Raw genomic sequence first — 16,606 nt, forward strand, 5'->3', positions numbered from 1 at the left:
GAGGCGATCATGGGCGAGGTCCGCACGACACTCATCACGGGCGGCAATTCGGGGATCGGCGAGGCGCTGGCGAGAAAGCTCGTCGAGAAGGGGCAGCGCGTGATCTCGGTCGGGCTGGAGAAGCCGAGCTGGACCCACGATCTGCTCGCGGCCTACCGCGCCGATCTGACCGACATCGCGGAGACGCGCGCGATCGCGCAGGAGATTTGCCGGGATCACGCCGTCGATTGCCTTGTGCACAATGCGGGGGTCATCCTGCCGAACCTGATGCCGGATGCGAAGCCGGAAGACATTCTGGTGCTGGCGCAGTTGCACCTGGGCGCGCCGATGCTCTTGACCCAGGCGGCGCTCGAGGGGATGCGCTCGCGGCACTTCGGGCGCATCGTGTTCGTCAGCTCGCGTGCCGCGATGGGCGCGGCCACACGCTCGGCCTATTCGGCCACCAAGGCCGGCGTGCATGGCCTGGCGCGGACCTGGGCACTGGAGCTCGCCGCGAGCGGCATCACCGTGAACGTCGTCGCACCGGGGCCGATCCTGACCGACAATTTCTGGGGCATCATCCCGAAAGGCTCCGAGCAGCAGGAGCGGATGGCCCGCAACGTGCCGGTCGGGCGGCTCGGCTCGCGCGAGGATGTCGCGCACGCGATCGAATTCTTCCTCGACGAGCGGTCCGATTTCGTGACCGGCCAGGTTCTCTATGTCTGCGGCGGCACCAGCCTCGTCGGCCTCGGTCCGTGATATCAGCAACCTAGATCTGGTTCTGTCGAATATTCTCGACCATCTTTGCAAGCACGCGCGCGCAGACCTCGATGTCGTCGGGGTCGATCCCCGCAATCAGCCGTTCGTAATTGCTCGCCATGATCGGCCAGATCGTTCGCAGCAGCGCCTCGCCGTCCGGCGTCAACGCCACCACCCGACGACGCTGGTCCTCCTCCGCGATCTCGCGCTTGACGAATCCCGAGGACACCATGGACTCGACCATGCGGCTGGCGGTCGACTGCTCCGTGACTGCGAGAACGGCGATCTCGTTGACGGTGAGCGTCTTGTAGATGAACAGGACCGACAGCGTCCGGAACACGACATTGTTGACGCCATGCTCGCTCAGGTCGCGGTTCTGATCGAGGTTCCAGCGATTGGAGAGCCGGTTGAACAGATACGGGATGTAGGTTTGCAGCTGCTCTTTCGTCCTCGGCGGACCCGATTTCCATCTGCTCTTGGATTCTTTGGTCATTATTTCTTGCGACTTTGCTTCTTGCTCTCGGAGCGAAGTTTCGAGGAGAGAGACCGCAGCACGGACAGCGCGGTGTCGAGCTCATGGGGCGGGATGTTCTCGAGCCGCGTGCTGAGGTGCTTCTTGTGAACGGCGGCGGCCTTCGTGAATAGCGCTTCGCCCTTGGGAGTGAGACGCACGATGAACGACCGGCGATCCTCGCTCGACATCTCCCTGCTGATGAGGTCGTCGGCGAGCAGGCGCTGCACGAGCCCCGAGACGTTGCCGCCGGAGACCTTCAGGTTCTGCGACAATTGTCCGAGCGCAAGTCCGTCCCTGGAGCGGTCAAGCTGAGCCAGCACGTCGAACTTCGCGAGCGAGAGCCCGAACTCCGAACTCAGCATCGCATTCAGCGACGCGAACAGCTCGCCATGCAGAGACAGCAATTGCAGCCAAAGCCGGGTTTCAACCTGCCCAGGGACGGGAACAATGTTCTCTTTGAGTGCTGCCGGCATTGCATGACCATCGAGTACAAAGCGTCTCGTCGATTGGAGGGATTATCGCGGGTCTTTCGCTCCGATTAGCAACCTGAGAATCGTCGTCAAGCCGCCTGATCCTGACGTCGTTCGGACCGTCCGGCAATCGAATCCTGTGCCGGGCTCGACCCGCATCACGCGAAGCTCTTGATGGTCTGGATCACGCCATCCAGCTCCTTGCCGGCGCTGTCCTTCAGTGCGGCCTCGCGCAGGCGGCGCGCCCAATCGGCGGCATCATCGCGGCGCTCGATCAGCTTGATCGCCGCCAGCGTCTTGTCGAATTTCGACAGCCCCCGGCTGTGGGTATCGGAATAGCCCTTCACCAAGCGGCGGCATTGCAGGATCTCGACGCCGAGCTGGTAGTTGGTGCCGACCGCGTCGGACGCGGCCTTGAGCCATTCGTTGCGGTGAGCCGTCTCGACGGCGTGACGCAGTGAGCGGCGGCGCAGGCCGCGCAGCCCACCCACAACATAGAGCGTCAGGAACCAGGGCAGCGAGTAGGTCCGCACCCGGCGCCCCTTGTTGACGCGGCGATCGAGCCAGCCGAGGAGGCGCGGCCTCGCGCCCAGCCAGCGACCGAAGCCCACCGGCAGTATGCCCATGACCTCTTCCATGCGGGGATGCATGAATTCCGTCGTCTGGAGCAGCTGGCCCTGCGATATCTCCAGCTCGTCCTCGATGCGGGCGCGGCGACCGGCGCGCGTCTTGAGGTCGGCCACGCGGATGACGTCATCATAGGTCATCGCGTTGGCGAGATACTTTGCCGCGGCCTGCGTGAAGGCATGGCCCCGGGCGGAACCGCCGGCGATTCGGTCGGCCGCGTGCAGCGTCTTGAGGATGTCGAGATATTCGGCACCATAGGCGACGTCCTGGAAATCGACCACCTTCTTCAGGCCGGCGCGGGCCATCGCGAGCGCGGGCTCGGGCAGCTCCTGCTTCAACCTTGCGACAAGCGCGGCGAGACGAGGATCGGCCGTTACGGGAGAGGGGGGATTGTCGGACTGTTTCGGTTGCGCCGGCGCAACAACGTCCGGCGAGCCGGTCTTGACCCGGTCAAAGGCAGCTTCAAAGGTTCGAATACTGGCCTTGGCACCTTTCTCGCCGGCACGGATGACGTCGAGATAGCTCTCGCGGTCGAACGGCAGCACGCTGGCCGCAGCGAGCGCGCCGAACATCGCAGCCGAGATAACGCTGCCGTGCGCGATGGCGAGCGCGTTGAAGTCGAAGATGATCTCGGTTTTCGCGGCAACCCCGATGGCGCCGGTGACGGCGCCGCCGTCGGCAATGCCGTTGCCCGGCGTGATCTTCTCGCCGATCGCGAGCGACCGGTGGTTGGAAGCGATCAGCGTGGTGCGGTCCGGCGTCACCAGGCCGCGCAGGATCGACCGGCCGGCCTCCATGAATTCCGCCGCCATCACGACATCGACGTCGCCGGGTGTCGGCATCAGCGACAGGATCGGCTTGCGACCGCCGAGCGGCGGCATCGCCTCGATATAGTAGATCGTGGCGCCGGTGCGCTGGGCGACGCCCGGCACCGAGGTCGACTGCGCGACCCAGCCATGGTTCTCGGCGAGCTGGACGATCCAGTCCGTCAGGACGCCGCCGCCCTGGCCGCCCATCGCGACGATCGCCATCGAGATGGGTCGCTCGGTCGCCTCGCCCGCGGCGGGGAGGGCCAGCCGGATGGTCTCGTCTCTCATGCCAGCGCCTCGAGCGCCGGACGCCGGCGATCGCGCCGGCGCTGCAGCCAGGCGATCACGGCCATGGCGACCCTGGATTTGAACGTGTCCCAGCGGGTCGGATTATGGATGACGTCAGCCCGATAGAACGAGGGGCAGAGCACGGCGGCCTCGGCGACTTCGCCACAATTGCCGCAGCCGACGCAGGAATTGTCGATCGCCGCAACCGGATCGTCGCGCAGCGGATCGTCGAGCTGCTTCACCGACAGCGACGGGCAGCCGGAGAGCCGGATGCAGGCATGGTCACCCGTGCACACGTCCTCGTCGACGCCGAAACGCTCCTTGACGATGCGGACGCCGTCCCTGATCGCCTTGTTCATCTGCGGCTTCACGCGGCGCTGCTTGTTCAGCATGCATTCGGAGGAGGCGACGATGACCTTGGGGCCTTCGTCCTTGGTCGTCAGCGCCTCTTTCAACGTGTCGCGCATCTTGCCGACGTCGTAGGTCCGGTCGATCTGGCGGACCCATTGGCCGCCGATGCCCTTCACGGCCTTGACGATCGAGTTGTTGGTGTCGCGCCGGGTGTTGGTCGCGCGTGACGACAGGATGTCCTGACCACCGGTCGCCGAGGTGTAGTAATTGTCGACGATGAGGAAGACGCCGTCATGCTTGTTGAACACGGCATTGCCGATGCCGCTCGTCAAGCCGTTGTGCCAGAAGCCGCCGTCGCCCATCACCGCGATCGAGCGCTTGTCGGCCTTGACGTTGAAAGCCGAGGTCGAGGCCGGACCAAGGCCGAAGCCCATGGTGGTCGCGCCGATATTGAACGGCGGCAGGATCGAGAACAGATGACAGCCGATGTCGGCCGAGACGTGGTGCTGGCCGAGCTCCTCTTCGACGAGTTTCATCGCAGCGAAAATCGGCCGTTCAGGGCAGCCGGTGCAGAGACCGGGCGGACGCGCCGGCACGACCTGCTTCAACTTCTCGACGGCGGGGTGATTGAGCACGGGGGCGGCGTCCGGCGCCGGCGGCCGGTTGCCGAGCAGTCGCGGCTCGGTCTTCTCCAGGAACTCGCGGACGCCGCCGAGCAATATCTGCGCGGTATAGTCGCCGCCCATCGGCAGCACGTCCTTGCCGTGGATGCGCGCGTTGATGTCCTTGCGCCGCAGCACGGTGTTGATCGCCTGCTCCAGATATTCCGGCTGGCCTTCCTCGACGATGAGGACGGCCTCCTTGTCGAGGCAGAATTCCGCGACCTCCGTGTCGATCACGGGGTAGGTGACGTTCATGACGTAGAGCGGAACCTGGGTGTTGCCATAAGCGTCCGACAGCCCGAGATATTGCAGCGCGCGGATGACGTTGTTGTACATCCCGCCCTGCATGATGATGCCGACCTTGCCCTCTTTCGGCCCCATCCATTCGTTCAGCCTGTTGTCGCGGATGAAACCGATCGCCGCGGGCATCCGCGTCTTGATCTTCTCCTGCTCGTGCTCATAGGCGGCGGGCGGCAGCACGATGCGGTTGACGTCGCGCCTGGGATTATTGAGCGCGTCCTTGATGGTGTGCGCCGGCTTGAGGTTGTCCTTGCAGATGAAGCTTCCATGCATGTGACAGGCGCGCACACGCACCTCCAGCATCACGGGCGTGTTCGAGAACTCGGAGAGCTCGAACCCCTTCTCGATCAGGTTGACGATGCATTCATGATCGGGACGCGGGTCCAGCAGCCACATCTGCGATTTCATCGCGAAGGCATGGGTGCGCTCCTGCATGATGGAGGAGCCCTCGCCATAGTCCTCGCCGACGATGATCATCGTTCCGCCGGTGACGCCGCCCGAGGCGAGATTGGCGAGTGCGTCGGAGGCAACGTTGGTGCCTACGGTCGACTTCCACGCGACCGCGCCGCGCAGAGGGTACATCACCGAGGCCGACAGCATCGCCGCCGCGGCCGCTTCGTTGGCGGAGCTCTGGAACACGACGCCGAGATCGTCGAGCACGTCCTTGGCGTCGGCGAGCACGTCCATCAGATGCGAGATCGGGGAGCCCTGGTAGCCGCCGACATAGGCGACGCCCGATTGCAGCAGTGCCTTGGTGATGGCGAGAATGCCTTCGCCGCGAAACGTATCGCCATCGCCGAGCCGGAGATCCTCGACTTCGCGAGCAAAAGACCGTTCAGCCATTGCACCCTCCAGAAATATGCGATAGCATACGTTTACATATAAAGTAAGTCAACGCCGCACCACTCTATCACGCTTGCGGATCTCTGCTCCGGAGCGCGATCATGAAGCCGGCGACAGGGTAGGGCCAATGCTGAAGCTGCCTCGCTTTAGAGCTGCCGCCGTCCAGGCTTCACCGGTCTATCTCGACGCCAGCGCGACGGCCGACAAGGCGGCTTCACTGGTCCGTGAAGCCGCAGCGAACGGTGCCAAGCTCGTCGCGTTCCCCGAGGCGTTCGTTCCCGGCTATCCCTACTGGAACTGGATCACTGACCCCGTCACGGGCAGTGCCTGGTTCGAGAAGCTCGCCAAGGCGTCGGTGCTTGTGCCGGGTCCGGAGGTTGACGTCGTCCGGAAAGCTGCGCGCGAGACCGGATGCTATGTCGTCCTCGGCGTGAACGAGCGCAGCCCAGTCTCGCTGGGAGCGATCTACAATACCCTGGTTTTCATCGGCCCGGACGGCGCGCTGCTCGGCAAGCACCGCAAGCTGGTGCCGACCTGGGCGGAGAAGCTGACCTGGACCGGCGGTGACGGGTCGAGCCTGCGCGTCTATGATACCGAGATCGGGCGCCTCGGAGGCCTGGCTTGCGGCGAGAACACCAACACGCTCGCGCGCTTCGCGCTGTTGGGCCAGGGTGAGCTCGTGCATGTCGCGAGCTACATCTCGCTTCCCGTCGCGCCCCCCGACTACGACATGGCGGAGGCGATCAAGTTGCGCGCGATTGCCCATTCATTTGAAGGCAAGATTTTCACCGTCGTCTCCTGCTCGACCATGTCGGAGGAGATCATCGCAGCCATGGAAACCGTGGTCCCCGACGCGCGTGCGCGCTTGCAACGCAAATCGAGCGCGTTCTCCGGAATCATCGGGCCGGATGGCCGCGTGGTCGGCGAGCCGCTGATCGACGACGAAGGCATCGTCTACGCCGATATCGACCTCGAGCGCTGCATCCAGCCAAAGCAGATGCACGACATCGTCGGGCACTACAACCGGTTCGACATTTTTGATCTGCGGGTCGATCGCCGTCCATTGGCGCCGCTCGGGCTGACGGACGGTGAACGCGTTGCGGCGGATGCTACGGAGCAGGCCGGCTTCACGTCGATCCCAGCCAGACCGGACTGAGGATTGGGCACGCGTCGATCTCGCGGCACCAACGGACGGCGACTTGGAGGATAGGATGCGCGAAAACATCATCGGTCGGGCCAATGTCGAAGACACCCCCGAACTCAAGGCCTACTACAAGGACCTCGAAAGATACGAGGCCGGCGCCCTGTGGACGGTCGCCAACAAGATCGAGCCCTGGGCACCGCAATCGGTTTCCGTACCCGTCCTTTGGCGCTACAACGATCTGCGCGAACACGTGCTGCGTTCGGTCGAGCTGGTCTCGCCGGAGAAGGCGGGACGGCGGGTGATCTATCTCAATAATCCCGGTCGCCGCGACGTGTCGGCCGCCGTCGGCTGGCTCTATTCCGGATTACAGGTGATGCATCCCGGCGAGGTCGCCACGGCGCACGCGCACTCGGCGTCAGCTCTGCGCTTCATCATGGAGGGCTCGGGCGCCTACACCATCGTCGACGGCCACAAGATGACGCTGGGCGCGCGGGACTTCGTGCTCACGCCGAACGGCACCTGGCACGAGCACGGGGTTGACGGCAACGGCTCGGTCTGCATCTGGCAGGACGGTCTCGACATCCCGCTCGTCAATGCGCTGGAGGCCAATTTCTTCGTCGTGCATCCGAAGATCCAGCAGGACGAGTCCGGCTATCCCGTGGACGACATGACCAGGACCTGGGGCAATCCCGGTCTTCGGCCGGCCGACTCGAAATGGTCGAAGGGCTATTCGCCCATGTTCAAATATGAGTGGGAACCGACCTACGACTCCTTGCGCAAATATGCCGCCGCGACCGACGGCTCGCCCTATGACGGCATTCTCATGAACTACGTCAATCCGATCACCGGCGGGCACGTGATGCAGACGATCGGCGCCAGCATGCAGTTGCTGCGGCCGGGCGAGAAGACGAAATCGCACCGGCACACCGGCAGCTTCATCTACCAGGTCGCCAAGGGCCGCGGCTACTCGGTGATCGGCGGCAAACGGTTCGAATGGGAAGAGCGCGACATCTTCTGCGTTCCGTCCTGGGCATGGCACGAGCACGGCAATGCATCGGAGAGCGAAGATGCCTGCCTGTTCTGTTTCAATGACCTGCCTGTCATCGAAGGTCTCGGCCTCTACCGGGAAGAGGCCTACGGCGACAATGCCGGCCACCAGTCAGTGGCTGCCTGACGTTCAGAACTCAACCGAAAGAGCCGGATAAAGCTATCATGCGTCTTGTCACCTACACCTTGGGCTCCAGCGGTGCGCGGCTCGGGGTCCTCGTCAACGGATTGGTCGTCGATGTCGAACGCCTCGGTGCGTCGGAGGGCCTTGCCTGGCCGAGCGACATGCTATCATTCATCGACAACAGTGCGACACTGCTGCCGGCACTCAGGGAGTACCTGGACAATGGCAACGGGCGCTTGCCGGTCGGCTCAGCCGTTCCGGTCGAGGATGTGAGGCTGCAGGCTCCGATCCCGCGTCCACGAAAGAACATCTTCGGCATCGGGCTGAACTACCGGGCCCATGTTGCCGAGTCGGCCAAGAGCCTGGATACGGACAAGGATCTGCCGAAGCAGCCGGTGGTCTTCTCCAAGCCGCCGACCTCGGTGATCGGGCCAGGTGCGGCGATCCAGCACAATGCGAAGATGACGCAGCAGCTCGACTGGGAAGTAGAGCTTGCCGTCATCATCGGCAAGACGGCGACCCGCATCGCGACCGACAAGGCGATGGATCACGTCTTCGGCTATTCGGTGATGATCGACGTCTCCGCACGCGACAATCGTCGCGCCGGCCAGTGGATCTTTTCCAAGGGCATGGATACCTATGCGCCATTCGGCCCGTGTATCGTGACCGCGGACGAGATTGCCGATCCGCATGATCTGCGTCTGTGGCTGACGAAGAACGGGGTCATGAAGCAGGACTCCAACACCAAATACATGATCTTCGACATCCCGGTTCTGATCGCGGACATTTCATCGGGCATGACGCTGGAGCCGGGCGACATCATTGCAACGGGAACACCGGAGGGCGTAGGGGCCGGCATGACTCCTCAGGAATGGCTGTGGCCGGGTGACGTGGTCGAAGCCGGGGTCGATGGCATCGGTGTCATCAGGCATCCCGTCGTTGCGATCTGATGACGACGTTCTCGTTCGATCGCGAACTCAGATTCGGCGATTGCTATCCCTCAGGCATCGCGTATTTCCCGTCCTACCTGAACATCCTCAACGGCGTCGTCGAGGAGTTTTGGGCGACGATCGGGATGCCCTGGCCGGGATTGATCAAGATCCGGAAAATCGGGACGCCCACGGTGCATTTGACCTGCGACTTTGCCAGACCGTCGATGTTTGGCGACGTCCTGACGTTCCAATTGCGCATCGCCCGGGTGGGCGGATCGTCGCTCCATTTGGCTCATGTGGTCTCGGGCGCGGATGGGATGCGCTGGCGCGCCCGCCAGGTCCTTGCCGCGACGTCGCTGGTCGATCACCGCGCGATCCCATGGCCCGATGACGTTCGCGCGGCCCTTGTGGCGCATCTGAACGCGGATGAGAAAACCGAGGCGGCGCTGTCGTGATCTCCTTGTTCATGACATTCTCCGATCCGACGGGCGTACGACGGGTCCGGTCCGATGATCTTGATGCCGTCGCAGTACTGGTCGGATCGATCCCCGGGATGACCGAGGGCCTGCTGTTCACGCCGCTGGAACGGTCGGTCGATCATCCCTACAAGGCTGACGGCTCCGGGCCCGTCTTCGCGCTTCAACTGCGGTTTCCGCGCCTGCTCGCGTGCGAGGCGGCGATGGATCGCGACAGCATCCTTGCCGGCCTCGCGACGGGTGTCGGATTGTCGGGCCTGTCCGGATCGGACGTCACGCATCAGGTCATGCTGACGCGCGCATTTCCCGTCGACGTCGCGGCGCATCCGGCAGGCACGGAAACTCCTTGCAGCTACCTCGTGCACTATCCCGGTCCTGCGGAAGACATGAATGCCTGGAACCTGCACTATCTGGAGCACCATCCGGCGATCATGCGGACGTTTCCGAATGTCCGCCAGGTCGAGATCTACACGCGGATCGATTGGGTCGACCGCCTTCCGTCGCAACGCGTCGAGCATATGCAGCGCAACAAGCTGGTGTTCGACAGCCCTGAAGCTCTCTCGCACGCGCTGAGCTCCGACGTGATCGCGCGCATGCGCGCGGACTTCGTCCAGTTCCCGCCATTCTCGGGCGGCAACAAGCATTTTCCGATGCTGACGAGAACGGTTCGGCCCGGGAAATCCTGACCGGCTCTAGTGTCCGCCGAGATAGGCCGTGATCAGCCTGGAATCGTGGATGAGATCCTTTGCGGGGCCGGATTGCACGATCTCGCCGGTCTCGAGGACATAGCCGTAGTCGGCCGTCTCGAGCGCGGCGCGGGCGTTCTGCTCGACCAGCAGGATCGACACACCGAGGTTGCGCAGCGATGCGATGGTGCGGAAGATCTCGCGCACGATCAGGGGGGCGAGGCCCAGGCTGGGCTCATCCAGCATGAGAAGCTTCGGCTTGGCCATCAGCGCGCGCCCGAGCGCCAGCATCTGGCGCTCGCCGCCGGAGAGTGTGCCGGCGGCCTGGCGCTGCCGCTCCTTCAGCCGGGGGAAGCGATCATAGACGTCGTCCAGGGTCTTCTGGACGCCCGAACGGTCGCGCAGGCTGTACGAGCCAAGAAGAAGATTGTCGGCGACCGACATGTCGGAGAACAGCTCTCGCTTTTCCGGGACGAGGCACAGCCTGCGCTCGACGCGGTCCTCGACGGACATCTTTCCGATATCGTTGCCTTGAAAGACGAGGCGGCCGCGGGAGGCGAGCAGCCCAATGGCTGCCATCAGCAGCGTGGTCTTGCCGGCACCGTTCGGGCCGATCACGGTGACGATCTGCCCTTCTTCGACCGACAGCGACACGTTGCGGACCGCTTCGACATTGTCGTAGCAGACGGTCACATCCGTCATGGAAAACATCGAGCTCACGCGACGCCTCCAAGATAGGCCTCTTGAACCCGCTCGTCGCTGCGGATCGCGGCTGGCGCGCCCTCGCAGAGCTTGGAGCCGAAATCGAGCACCACGATGCGGTCGACCAGGGACATCACGAACTCCATGTCATGCTCGACGATCAGGATGGTCAGATGGTCCGCCCGCAGCGACCTGAGCAGTTCCGCAAGCCGCAGCTTCTCCTGGCGGCGAAGGCCCGCCGCCGGCTCGTCCAGCACCAGGAGCGCCGGGTCCGCGGCGAGCGCGCGCGCGATCTCCAGAATGCGCTGGTTGCCGAGCGGCAGATTGCCGGCGAGCTCGAACGGCTTTTCGCCAAGCCCGACGCGCTCGAGCTGGACCAAGGCCTCGTGCCGCGCGCTGGCCTCCTCGCGCTGGTTGAGGCGGAAGGTGCCGGCAAACAGGCCGGCGCGGGTGCGGGCGTAGGTGCCGAGCATCACGTTTTCCAGCAGGCTCATCCGCGGCCTCAGCTTCACATGCTGGAAGGTCCGCGCGATCCCGGCCTTGGCGATGCGCGACTGTGCGTCGCGCGTGATCGGACGCCCCGCAAAGACGATTTCGCCCTTGTTGAGCCGGAGCGCGCCGGTCAGGCAGTTGAACATCGTGCTCTTGCCGGCGCCGTTCGGGCCGATGACGGCGAGAATTTCGCCGGACCGTACCTCGAAGCTGACATTGTTGACTGCAACCAGCCCGCCGAACCGGCGCTCAGCGCCTTCGACCTTCAGAAGAAGCTCGCCCGGCGTCGCTTGTGCGCGACGGGGCAGGGGCGGCGCCGGTTGCGGCCGCTCGCGCTTGGTTTTCGGCAGATAGCGCGCGACGAACGGCACGATGCCCTGCCGCGCCCATTGCAGGAACAGGATGAACAGTGCGGAGAAGGCGACGATCTCGAGCTGCCCGGACGCGCCCTTGGCGATCAGCGGCAGATAATCCTGCACGCTGTTCTTGAGCAGGGTGACGACGGCGGCACCGACGACACCGCCGAGAAGGCTACCGGCGCCGCCGACCATCGACATCATCAGATATTCGATGCCCATGCCGGCATCGAACGGACCCGGGCTGATGAAGCGGCTCATATGGGCGTAGAGCCAGCCGGAGAGCGAGGCCAGGAAGGCCGCGATCACGAAGGTCACGAGCTTGATCCGGAAGGCGTTGATGCCGAGGCTCTCGACCAGCGTGTTGCCGCCGCGCAGCGCGCGCATGGCGCGGCCGAGCCGGGAGTCCAGGAGGTTGTAACCGAGGAAAAGGACCGCGGCGACGATGCCCCAGATCAGGAAATAGATCTGAGCGCTCGAGACCAGTGCAAGCGAGCCGAAGCGGATCGGCGGGATCGACGAGATGCCGTTGAAGCGGCCGAGTCCTTCGACATTGCCGAACAGGAATCCGATGGCGAGACCCCAGGCGACGGTGCTGAGCGAAAGGAAATGGCCCTGAAGCCGCAGGGTGACGACGCCGAGGATGGCGGCGACCGCACAGGTCAACGCGACGCCAAAGACCAGGCCGAGCCACGGGGAGTAGCCGTTCAACGCGGAGACCCAGGCGGTTGCATAGGCCGCGACGCCCACGAACGCCGCCTGACCGAAGGAGACGATGCCGCCGACGCCGGTGAGGAGTGCCAGCCCGATGGCGACGAGCGAATAGATGCCGATATAGTTCATCAGCGTGATGCTGAAGGGGTTCAGCACGAGAGGCGCGAGCGCGAGGCACACCACCGCCGCCATTGCCGCAAGCTGAACGTGAAGGCGCGTCATTCCTCGATCTCCTCCTCGGAATGCAGCGAGGCGAGGGATCGCCAGATCAGGATCGGGATCAGAAGCGAGAACACGATAACATCCTTCAGTGCGCTGCTCTCGAACGATGCGAAGCTCTCGAGGATGCCGACGCCGACGGCGCCGATCGCCGCACCAGGATAGCTGGTCATGCCGCCGACGATGGCGCCGACGAAGGCCTTGAGGCCGATCAGAAAGCCGGAGTCGTAGAACACGGTGTTGACCGGCGCGATCAGGATTCCCGATACGCCTGCCATCAGCGACCCCAGCAGATAGGCGATCGTGCCGGCGCGGGCGGGCCGTATCCCCATCAGGCGGGAGCCGGTCCGGTTCACGGCCGTGGCGCGCAGCGATTTTCCGACCAGCGTGAAGTCGAAGAACAGATAGAGGAGGCCGCTGAAGACGAGCCCTGCGATCACGATCAGCATGGTCTGGCCCGAGACCAGGACGCCGGCAATCTCGGTCGAGAACGACGTCAGCGGTTCGGTTCTGACACCTTCAGGTCCGAAGAACAGCAACCCCAGGCCGACCAGGGCGAAATGCAGCGCGACTGAGACGGTCAGGAGCAACAGCACCGTTCCGTCCGCGATAGGACGAAACACGATCCGATCCAGCAGCGGGGCGATCGGCGTGATCAGCATCAGCGCAAGTACGAGCCTGACGGCAAGCGGAGGATCCAGGAGCATGACAAGCCAGGCCACACCGACCACGGCCAACGGAAGCACGAGATAGAAGGACAGCGCGCGGGGCAGCAGCCGGAATTCGCCGGAGCGCGCGAGGGAGATGATCTCGATCAGGGTTGCGAGGCAGGCCAGGATGACGACCAGCGCCCCCGTGCCTGGAAACCGCTTCGCATCCAGGGCAGCCAGCGTCAGCGCGGTAAACGCGGCGATATCGCCAAAGGGAATGAAGATGACCCGTGTCACCGTGAAGATGAGGACGGTCCCGATCGCCACCAGCGCATAGACTGCGCCGGTGGCGATCCCGTCGATCGCAAGGATGGCTGCGATGTCGCTCGTCATTGAGACGCCGTTCCTCCGTTCTGACTGCCTGACGTCTTTCGGCTACGGCGCGTACTTCCAGGCGCCGCCGGTCAGGCGCACCACGACGAGCGAGCGCTCATCGACGCCGGTCACCGCACCGGGCTTGAAGTTGTAGACGGCATGCACGCCCGGCAGCTCCTTGGTGCTGAGGATCGCGTCCCGCAGCGCGGTGCGGAATTCCGCCGTTCCGGGCTTCGCGGTCTTGAGCGCGCGCTCCGCAGCGTTGGCGAAGATCAGCCAGGCGTCGAAGGAGTAGGCGGAGAAGCCGTCAGTGGTCGGGATGTTGTGGGTCTTCTGGTAGATTGCGCGGAAATCCAGCGCGATCTTCTTGGCAAAGTGCTCATCGGGAAGCTGCTCGGCAACGATCACGGGGCCGGCGGAGACCTGAATGCCTTCGGCCGCCTTGCCGCCGACGTTCACGAAATCCGGATTGACCAGCGCGACGGTGCCGTAGGTGTTGCCCTTGAAGCCGCGCTCGGAGAGGCTCAGGAGCGGCAGCGCGCCTTGCGTACCCGAGCCGCCGTCCAGCACGGCGTCCGGTCGGGCCGCAAGCACTTTCAGGATCTGCGCGGTCACCGAGGTGTCGGTGCGGGCATATCGCTCGTTGGTCTGCATCTTGATGTCGCCGGCGGCTTCGGCAGCCTTGGCGCCGTTGTAGACGAGGTCGCCCCACGCGTCGGAGAAGCCGATATAGCCGATGTTCTTCACGCCATCGCGCTTCATGCGATCGGCGACGATCTTGACGAGAAGGGAGGCGGGCTGCGGCACCGACACCACCCACTGCTCGGGCGATTCCGGCAGCTTGCCGATCGGCGAGACGGCGATCATTGGCACTTTCAGCTCGCTCGCGACCGCCGCCATGGCGATCGTCGAGGGTGCGGTGGCTGTCCCGATGAGAAGGTCTACCTTCTCCTCCTCCACAAGCTTGCGCGCGTTGCGGGTCGCGGCCGACGGGTCGGAGCCGTCGTCGAGCTGGATCAGGCGAATGGTCTCGCCGTTGATGGTCTTCTTGTATTCGTAGGCGGCGTTGATGCCGCGTCCATAGGGGATTCCGATCGACGAACCGTTGCCGCTGAGCGACGTGACGAAGCCGATGATGATCTCAGCCTGCGCCGCCGGGGCTGCAAAGACCCCGGCGACAAGTGCGAGTAGGCTCAGCGTCTTGCGCATTTGCGTTCTCCTCCGTTGGTGCTGGATAGGAATGCCTCGAAGCTGCCGCGCGGGGAGCCCGAACGACGAACGAACCGATTGAAAGGTTTGCTGCAGCGCCGAATTCCGGGCGCGACCGAAGAGAGTTTGCGAGCCGGGCGTTCAGCAGCCATGATGTCGCTTGCCGCTCGAACAACGGGCCGATCGGCGAATGCGAGCGGGCCTGTCCTGAAGCGTCGAAAGGTCGTTGACACGGCCGCGATGCGCGACCGGCGCTGCTGCTGCCGGCTGTTCGAGCACGGCGACTGTCCACACGATCGAGTCTCTCAAAATCGGTGCCCTGCAGCATCATTGTCATGGTCACCGGTCCCTGGCCGGCGAGGAATTACTTAAAGCCTAAAGTATTATCGGTGGGGCCGTCAACACGTGTCACGGCGCTGTCAGAAAAAAATGTCGTTGCATACAATTTCGTCAGAGTGCGCCGTTTCCTTGCTGCTCGACCGTCCGGAGAGGCCGTGCTCGCCGTTGCCCCGACCGTGCCCGTCGTTGGCGCTGCCGTGCGCATTTGACGCGTGAATTAGTTTATGATTGAAGTATATTCATCGGCAGCCGACGACCGATCCTCTGATCACCGCTTGAGGAGAAGGACGATGCGCATCTTCTGGCAGAGCTTCGTTGATGCGAGTGTGAACGCGCCCTACATGGCGCGGCTGTCGGAATACCTCAACAACATCGCCGCGCCCGGCACGACGGTCCATGTCGAGGGCATCACGCCGCCGGACCGCGAGTTCGGGCGGCTTGCCGAACTGCGCTGCGCCGTCCAGGCGATCGATAACGGAATCGCGGCGGAGGAGGGCGGGTTCGACGCCTTTGTCATGGGGCATTTCCAGGACCCCGGACTCTACGAGCTGCGCTCGGCGCTCGAAATTCCCGTGATCGGGACCGGTGAGGCGACGCTGCTGGCGGCTTCACAACTCGGCCGGCGACTCGGCCTTGTGACGCTCGATCCTGTGTTCGAGGTCTGGCACTACGAGCAGGCCGAACGTTACGGCCTCGGTAGTCGCGTGGTCCACGTGACCGGCCTCGGCTGCAAGCCTGAGGATTTCGCCGACGCGTTCGCCGGAAATCATGCCGCGCAAGCCCGCATGATCGAGGATTTTGTCGCCTGCGCACGTCCGCTGGTCGAGCGCGGCGCCGATGTCGTGATCCCCGCCGGTGTGCTGCCGGGCCTCCTGATCGGGAGGGAGCATGGCCTGAAGGTCGGGCACGCGCCGGTGGTCAACTGCGCGGCCGTGGCGCTGAAAAGTGCCGAGATGTGGGTGCAGCTCCGGCAGCTCAACGGCACCGAACCTAGCCGCGGGCCGAGTTTCAAGCGGGCCAGCGCCCAGGCGCGCGCCGATTTCCGCGCGCTGCTTGCCCGCAACAGCCGCTCGTCCGTGTGAACTGGCGTTGGAGAACAAGTCATGATGACTCCTGAAAAGATCCTGTACGAGACCGAGGTGACGGCGACCGGAGGTCGGGACGGCAAGGCCGCCAGTGCCGACGGTCTGCTGTCGGTGTCGCTGTCTGTGCCGAAATCACTGGGCGGTCCCGGCGGCGAAGGCACCAATCCCGAGCAGCTGTTTGCGGCGGGCTACGCCGCGTGCTTTCTCGGTGCGGTCAAGCTCGTGGCGCGCACCCGCAAGGTTGCGCCATCCGCCGAGCCCTCGGTGACGGCAAAGGTTGCGATGGGGCCGGTCCCCGTCGGATATGCGCTCGCCGTTGAACTGAAGGTCAATCTGCCCGGCGTCGAGACATCAATGGCCGAAGAGATCGTCGCCGGCGCGCACGAGCGTTGCCCCTATTCGAACGCGACCCGTGGCAATATCGACGTCAAACTGACGGTGGTCTGAGGCGAAT

Annotated in this window: 16 protein-coding genes; 8 read left to right on the plus strand and 8 right to left on the minus strand. The window is 64.2% G+C overall.

The window, feature by feature from the left end; genetic code table 11:
• The first annotated feature begins 9 nt into the window (after positions 1-9).
• Complete coding sequence (locus tag LQG66_RS05075) at positions 10-738, plus strand: SDR family NAD(P)-dependent oxidoreductase (RefSeq protein WP_231324059.1); 729 nt, start codon at positions 10-12, stop codon at positions 736-738.
• 10 nt (positions 739-748) lie between these two features.
• On the opposite strand, the gene LQG66_RS05080 is transcribed toward LQG66_RS05075, so the two are convergent.
• The 4 genes from LQG66_RS05080 to LQG66_RS05095 form a co-directional block, all read right to left on the minus strand.
• The gene (locus LQG66_RS05080) at positions 749-1,231 is read right to left on the minus strand and encodes a MarR family winged helix-turn-helix transcriptional regulator (protein WP_231324061.1); all 483 of its coding nucleotides are present in this window, start codon (positions 1,229-1,231) and stop codon (positions 749-751) included.
• Positions 1,231-1,725, minus strand: coding sequence for a MarR family winged helix-turn-helix transcriptional regulator (locus LQG66_RS05085; RefSeq protein WP_231324063.1), 495 nt, complete (start codon positions 1,723-1,725; stop codon positions 1,231-1,233). The genes LQG66_RS05080 and LQG66_RS05085 overlap by 1 nt, the downstream gene beginning before the upstream one ends.
• A 155-nt stretch (positions 1,726-1,880) precedes the next feature.
• Positions 1,881-3,446 carry an indolepyruvate oxidoreductase subunit beta family protein gene (locus tag LQG66_RS05090; protein WP_231324065.1) on the minus strand — a complete coding sequence of 522 codons (1,566 nt, stop codon included), beginning with the start codon at positions 3,444-3,446 and terminating at the stop codon, positions 1,881-1,883.
• Positions 3,443-5,602, minus strand: coding sequence for a thiamine pyrophosphate-dependent enzyme (locus LQG66_RS05095; protein ID WP_231324067.1), 2,160 nt, complete (start codon positions 5,600-5,602; stop codon positions 3,443-3,445). Before LQG66_RS05095 ends, LQG66_RS05090 begins: the two co-directional genes overlap by 4 nt.
• A 127-nt stretch (positions 5,603-5,729) precedes the next feature.
• Here LQG66_RS05095 and LQG66_RS05100 point away from each other — a divergent pair, with 127 nt between their 5' ends.
• Genes LQG66_RS05100 through LQG66_RS05120 form a run of 5 tightly spaced genes read left to right on the plus strand, consistent with a single transcriptional unit; the run spans position 5,730 to position 10,011 of the window.
• Positions 5,730-6,758 (plus strand): carbon-nitrogen hydrolase family protein, encoded by a 1,029-nt coding sequence (locus LQG66_RS05100; RefSeq protein ID WP_231324069.1) that lies wholly within the window; start codon positions 5,730-5,732, stop codon positions 6,756-6,758.
• Between the two features lie 55 nt (positions 6,759-6,813).
• A complete protein-coding gene (locus LQG66_RS05105) occupies positions 6,814-7,920 on the plus strand; it encodes a cupin domain-containing protein (protein ID WP_231324072.1) in 1,107 nt (368 codons plus the stop codon).
• A 38-nt stretch (positions 7,921-7,958) separates the two neighbouring features.
• Positions 7,959-8,867 carry a fumarylacetoacetate hydrolase family protein gene (locus LQG66_RS05110; RefSeq protein ID WP_231324074.1) on the plus strand — a complete coding sequence of 303 codons (909 nt, stop codon included), beginning with the start codon at positions 7,959-7,961 and terminating at the stop codon, positions 8,865-8,867.
• A complete protein-coding gene (locus LQG66_RS05115) occupies positions 8,867-9,304 on the plus strand; it encodes an acyl-CoA thioesterase (protein ID WP_231324076.1) in 438 nt (145 codons plus the stop codon). Before LQG66_RS05110 ends, LQG66_RS05115 begins: the two co-directional genes overlap by 1 nt.
• On the plus strand, positions 9,301-10,011 hold the full coding sequence (locus LQG66_RS05120) for a hypothetical protein (protein ID WP_231324078.1): 711 nt from the start codon (positions 9,301-9,303) through the stop codon (positions 10,009-10,011). Before LQG66_RS05115 ends, LQG66_RS05120 begins: the two co-directional genes overlap by 4 nt.
• Positions 10,012-10,017: 6 nt before the next feature.
• On the opposite strand, the gene LQG66_RS05125 is transcribed toward LQG66_RS05120, so the two are convergent.
• Genes LQG66_RS05125 through LQG66_RS05140 form a run of 4 tightly spaced genes read right to left on the minus strand, consistent with a single transcriptional unit; the run spans position 10,018 to position 14,728 of the window.
• Positions 10,018-10,731, minus strand: a complete 714-nt coding sequence (locus tag LQG66_RS05125) for an ABC transporter ATP-binding protein (protein ID WP_231324080.1) — start codon at positions 10,729-10,731, stop codon at positions 10,018-10,020.
• A complete protein-coding gene (locus tag LQG66_RS05130) occupies positions 10,728-12,497 on the minus strand; it encodes a branched-chain amino acid ABC transporter ATP-binding protein/permease (protein ID WP_231324082.1) in 1,770 nt (589 codons plus the stop codon). Before LQG66_RS05130 ends, LQG66_RS05125 begins: the two co-directional genes overlap by 4 nt.
• Complete coding sequence (locus tag LQG66_RS05135) at positions 12,494-13,537, minus strand: branched-chain amino acid ABC transporter permease (protein ID WP_231324084.1); 1,044 nt, start codon at positions 13,535-13,537, stop codon at positions 12,494-12,496. Before LQG66_RS05135 ends, LQG66_RS05130 begins: the two co-directional genes overlap by 4 nt.
• Before the next feature lie 42 nt (positions 13,538-13,579).
• Complete coding sequence (locus tag LQG66_RS05140; RefSeq protein ID WP_231324086.1) at positions 13,580-14,728, minus strand: ABC transporter substrate-binding protein; 1,149 nt, start codon at positions 14,726-14,728, stop codon at positions 13,580-13,582.
• 629 nt (positions 14,729-15,357) lie between these two features.
• Between LQG66_RS05140 and LQG66_RS05145 the strand changes: the two genes are divergently transcribed.
• Together LQG66_RS05145 and LQG66_RS05150 are read left to right on the plus strand one after the other, a co-directional pair.
• The gene (locus LQG66_RS05145; protein WP_231324088.1) at positions 15,358-16,149 is read left to right on the plus strand and encodes an aspartate/glutamate racemase family protein; all 792 of its coding nucleotides are present in this window, start codon (positions 15,358-15,360) and stop codon (positions 16,147-16,149) included.
• A gap of 21 nt (positions 16,150-16,170) precedes the next feature.
• Positions 16,171-16,599 carry an organic hydroperoxide resistance protein gene (locus LQG66_RS05150; protein ID WP_345778933.1) on the plus strand — a complete coding sequence of 143 codons (429 nt, stop codon included), beginning with the start codon at positions 16,171-16,173 and terminating at the stop codon, positions 16,597-16,599.
• Positions 16,600-16,606: the final 7 nt, after the last annotated feature.

The sequence above is a fragment of the Bradyrhizobium ontarionense genome (genome assembly GCF_021088345.1).
GTDB lineage: Bacteria > Pseudomonadota > Alphaproteobacteria > Rhizobiales > Xanthobacteraceae > Bradyrhizobium > Bradyrhizobium ontarionense.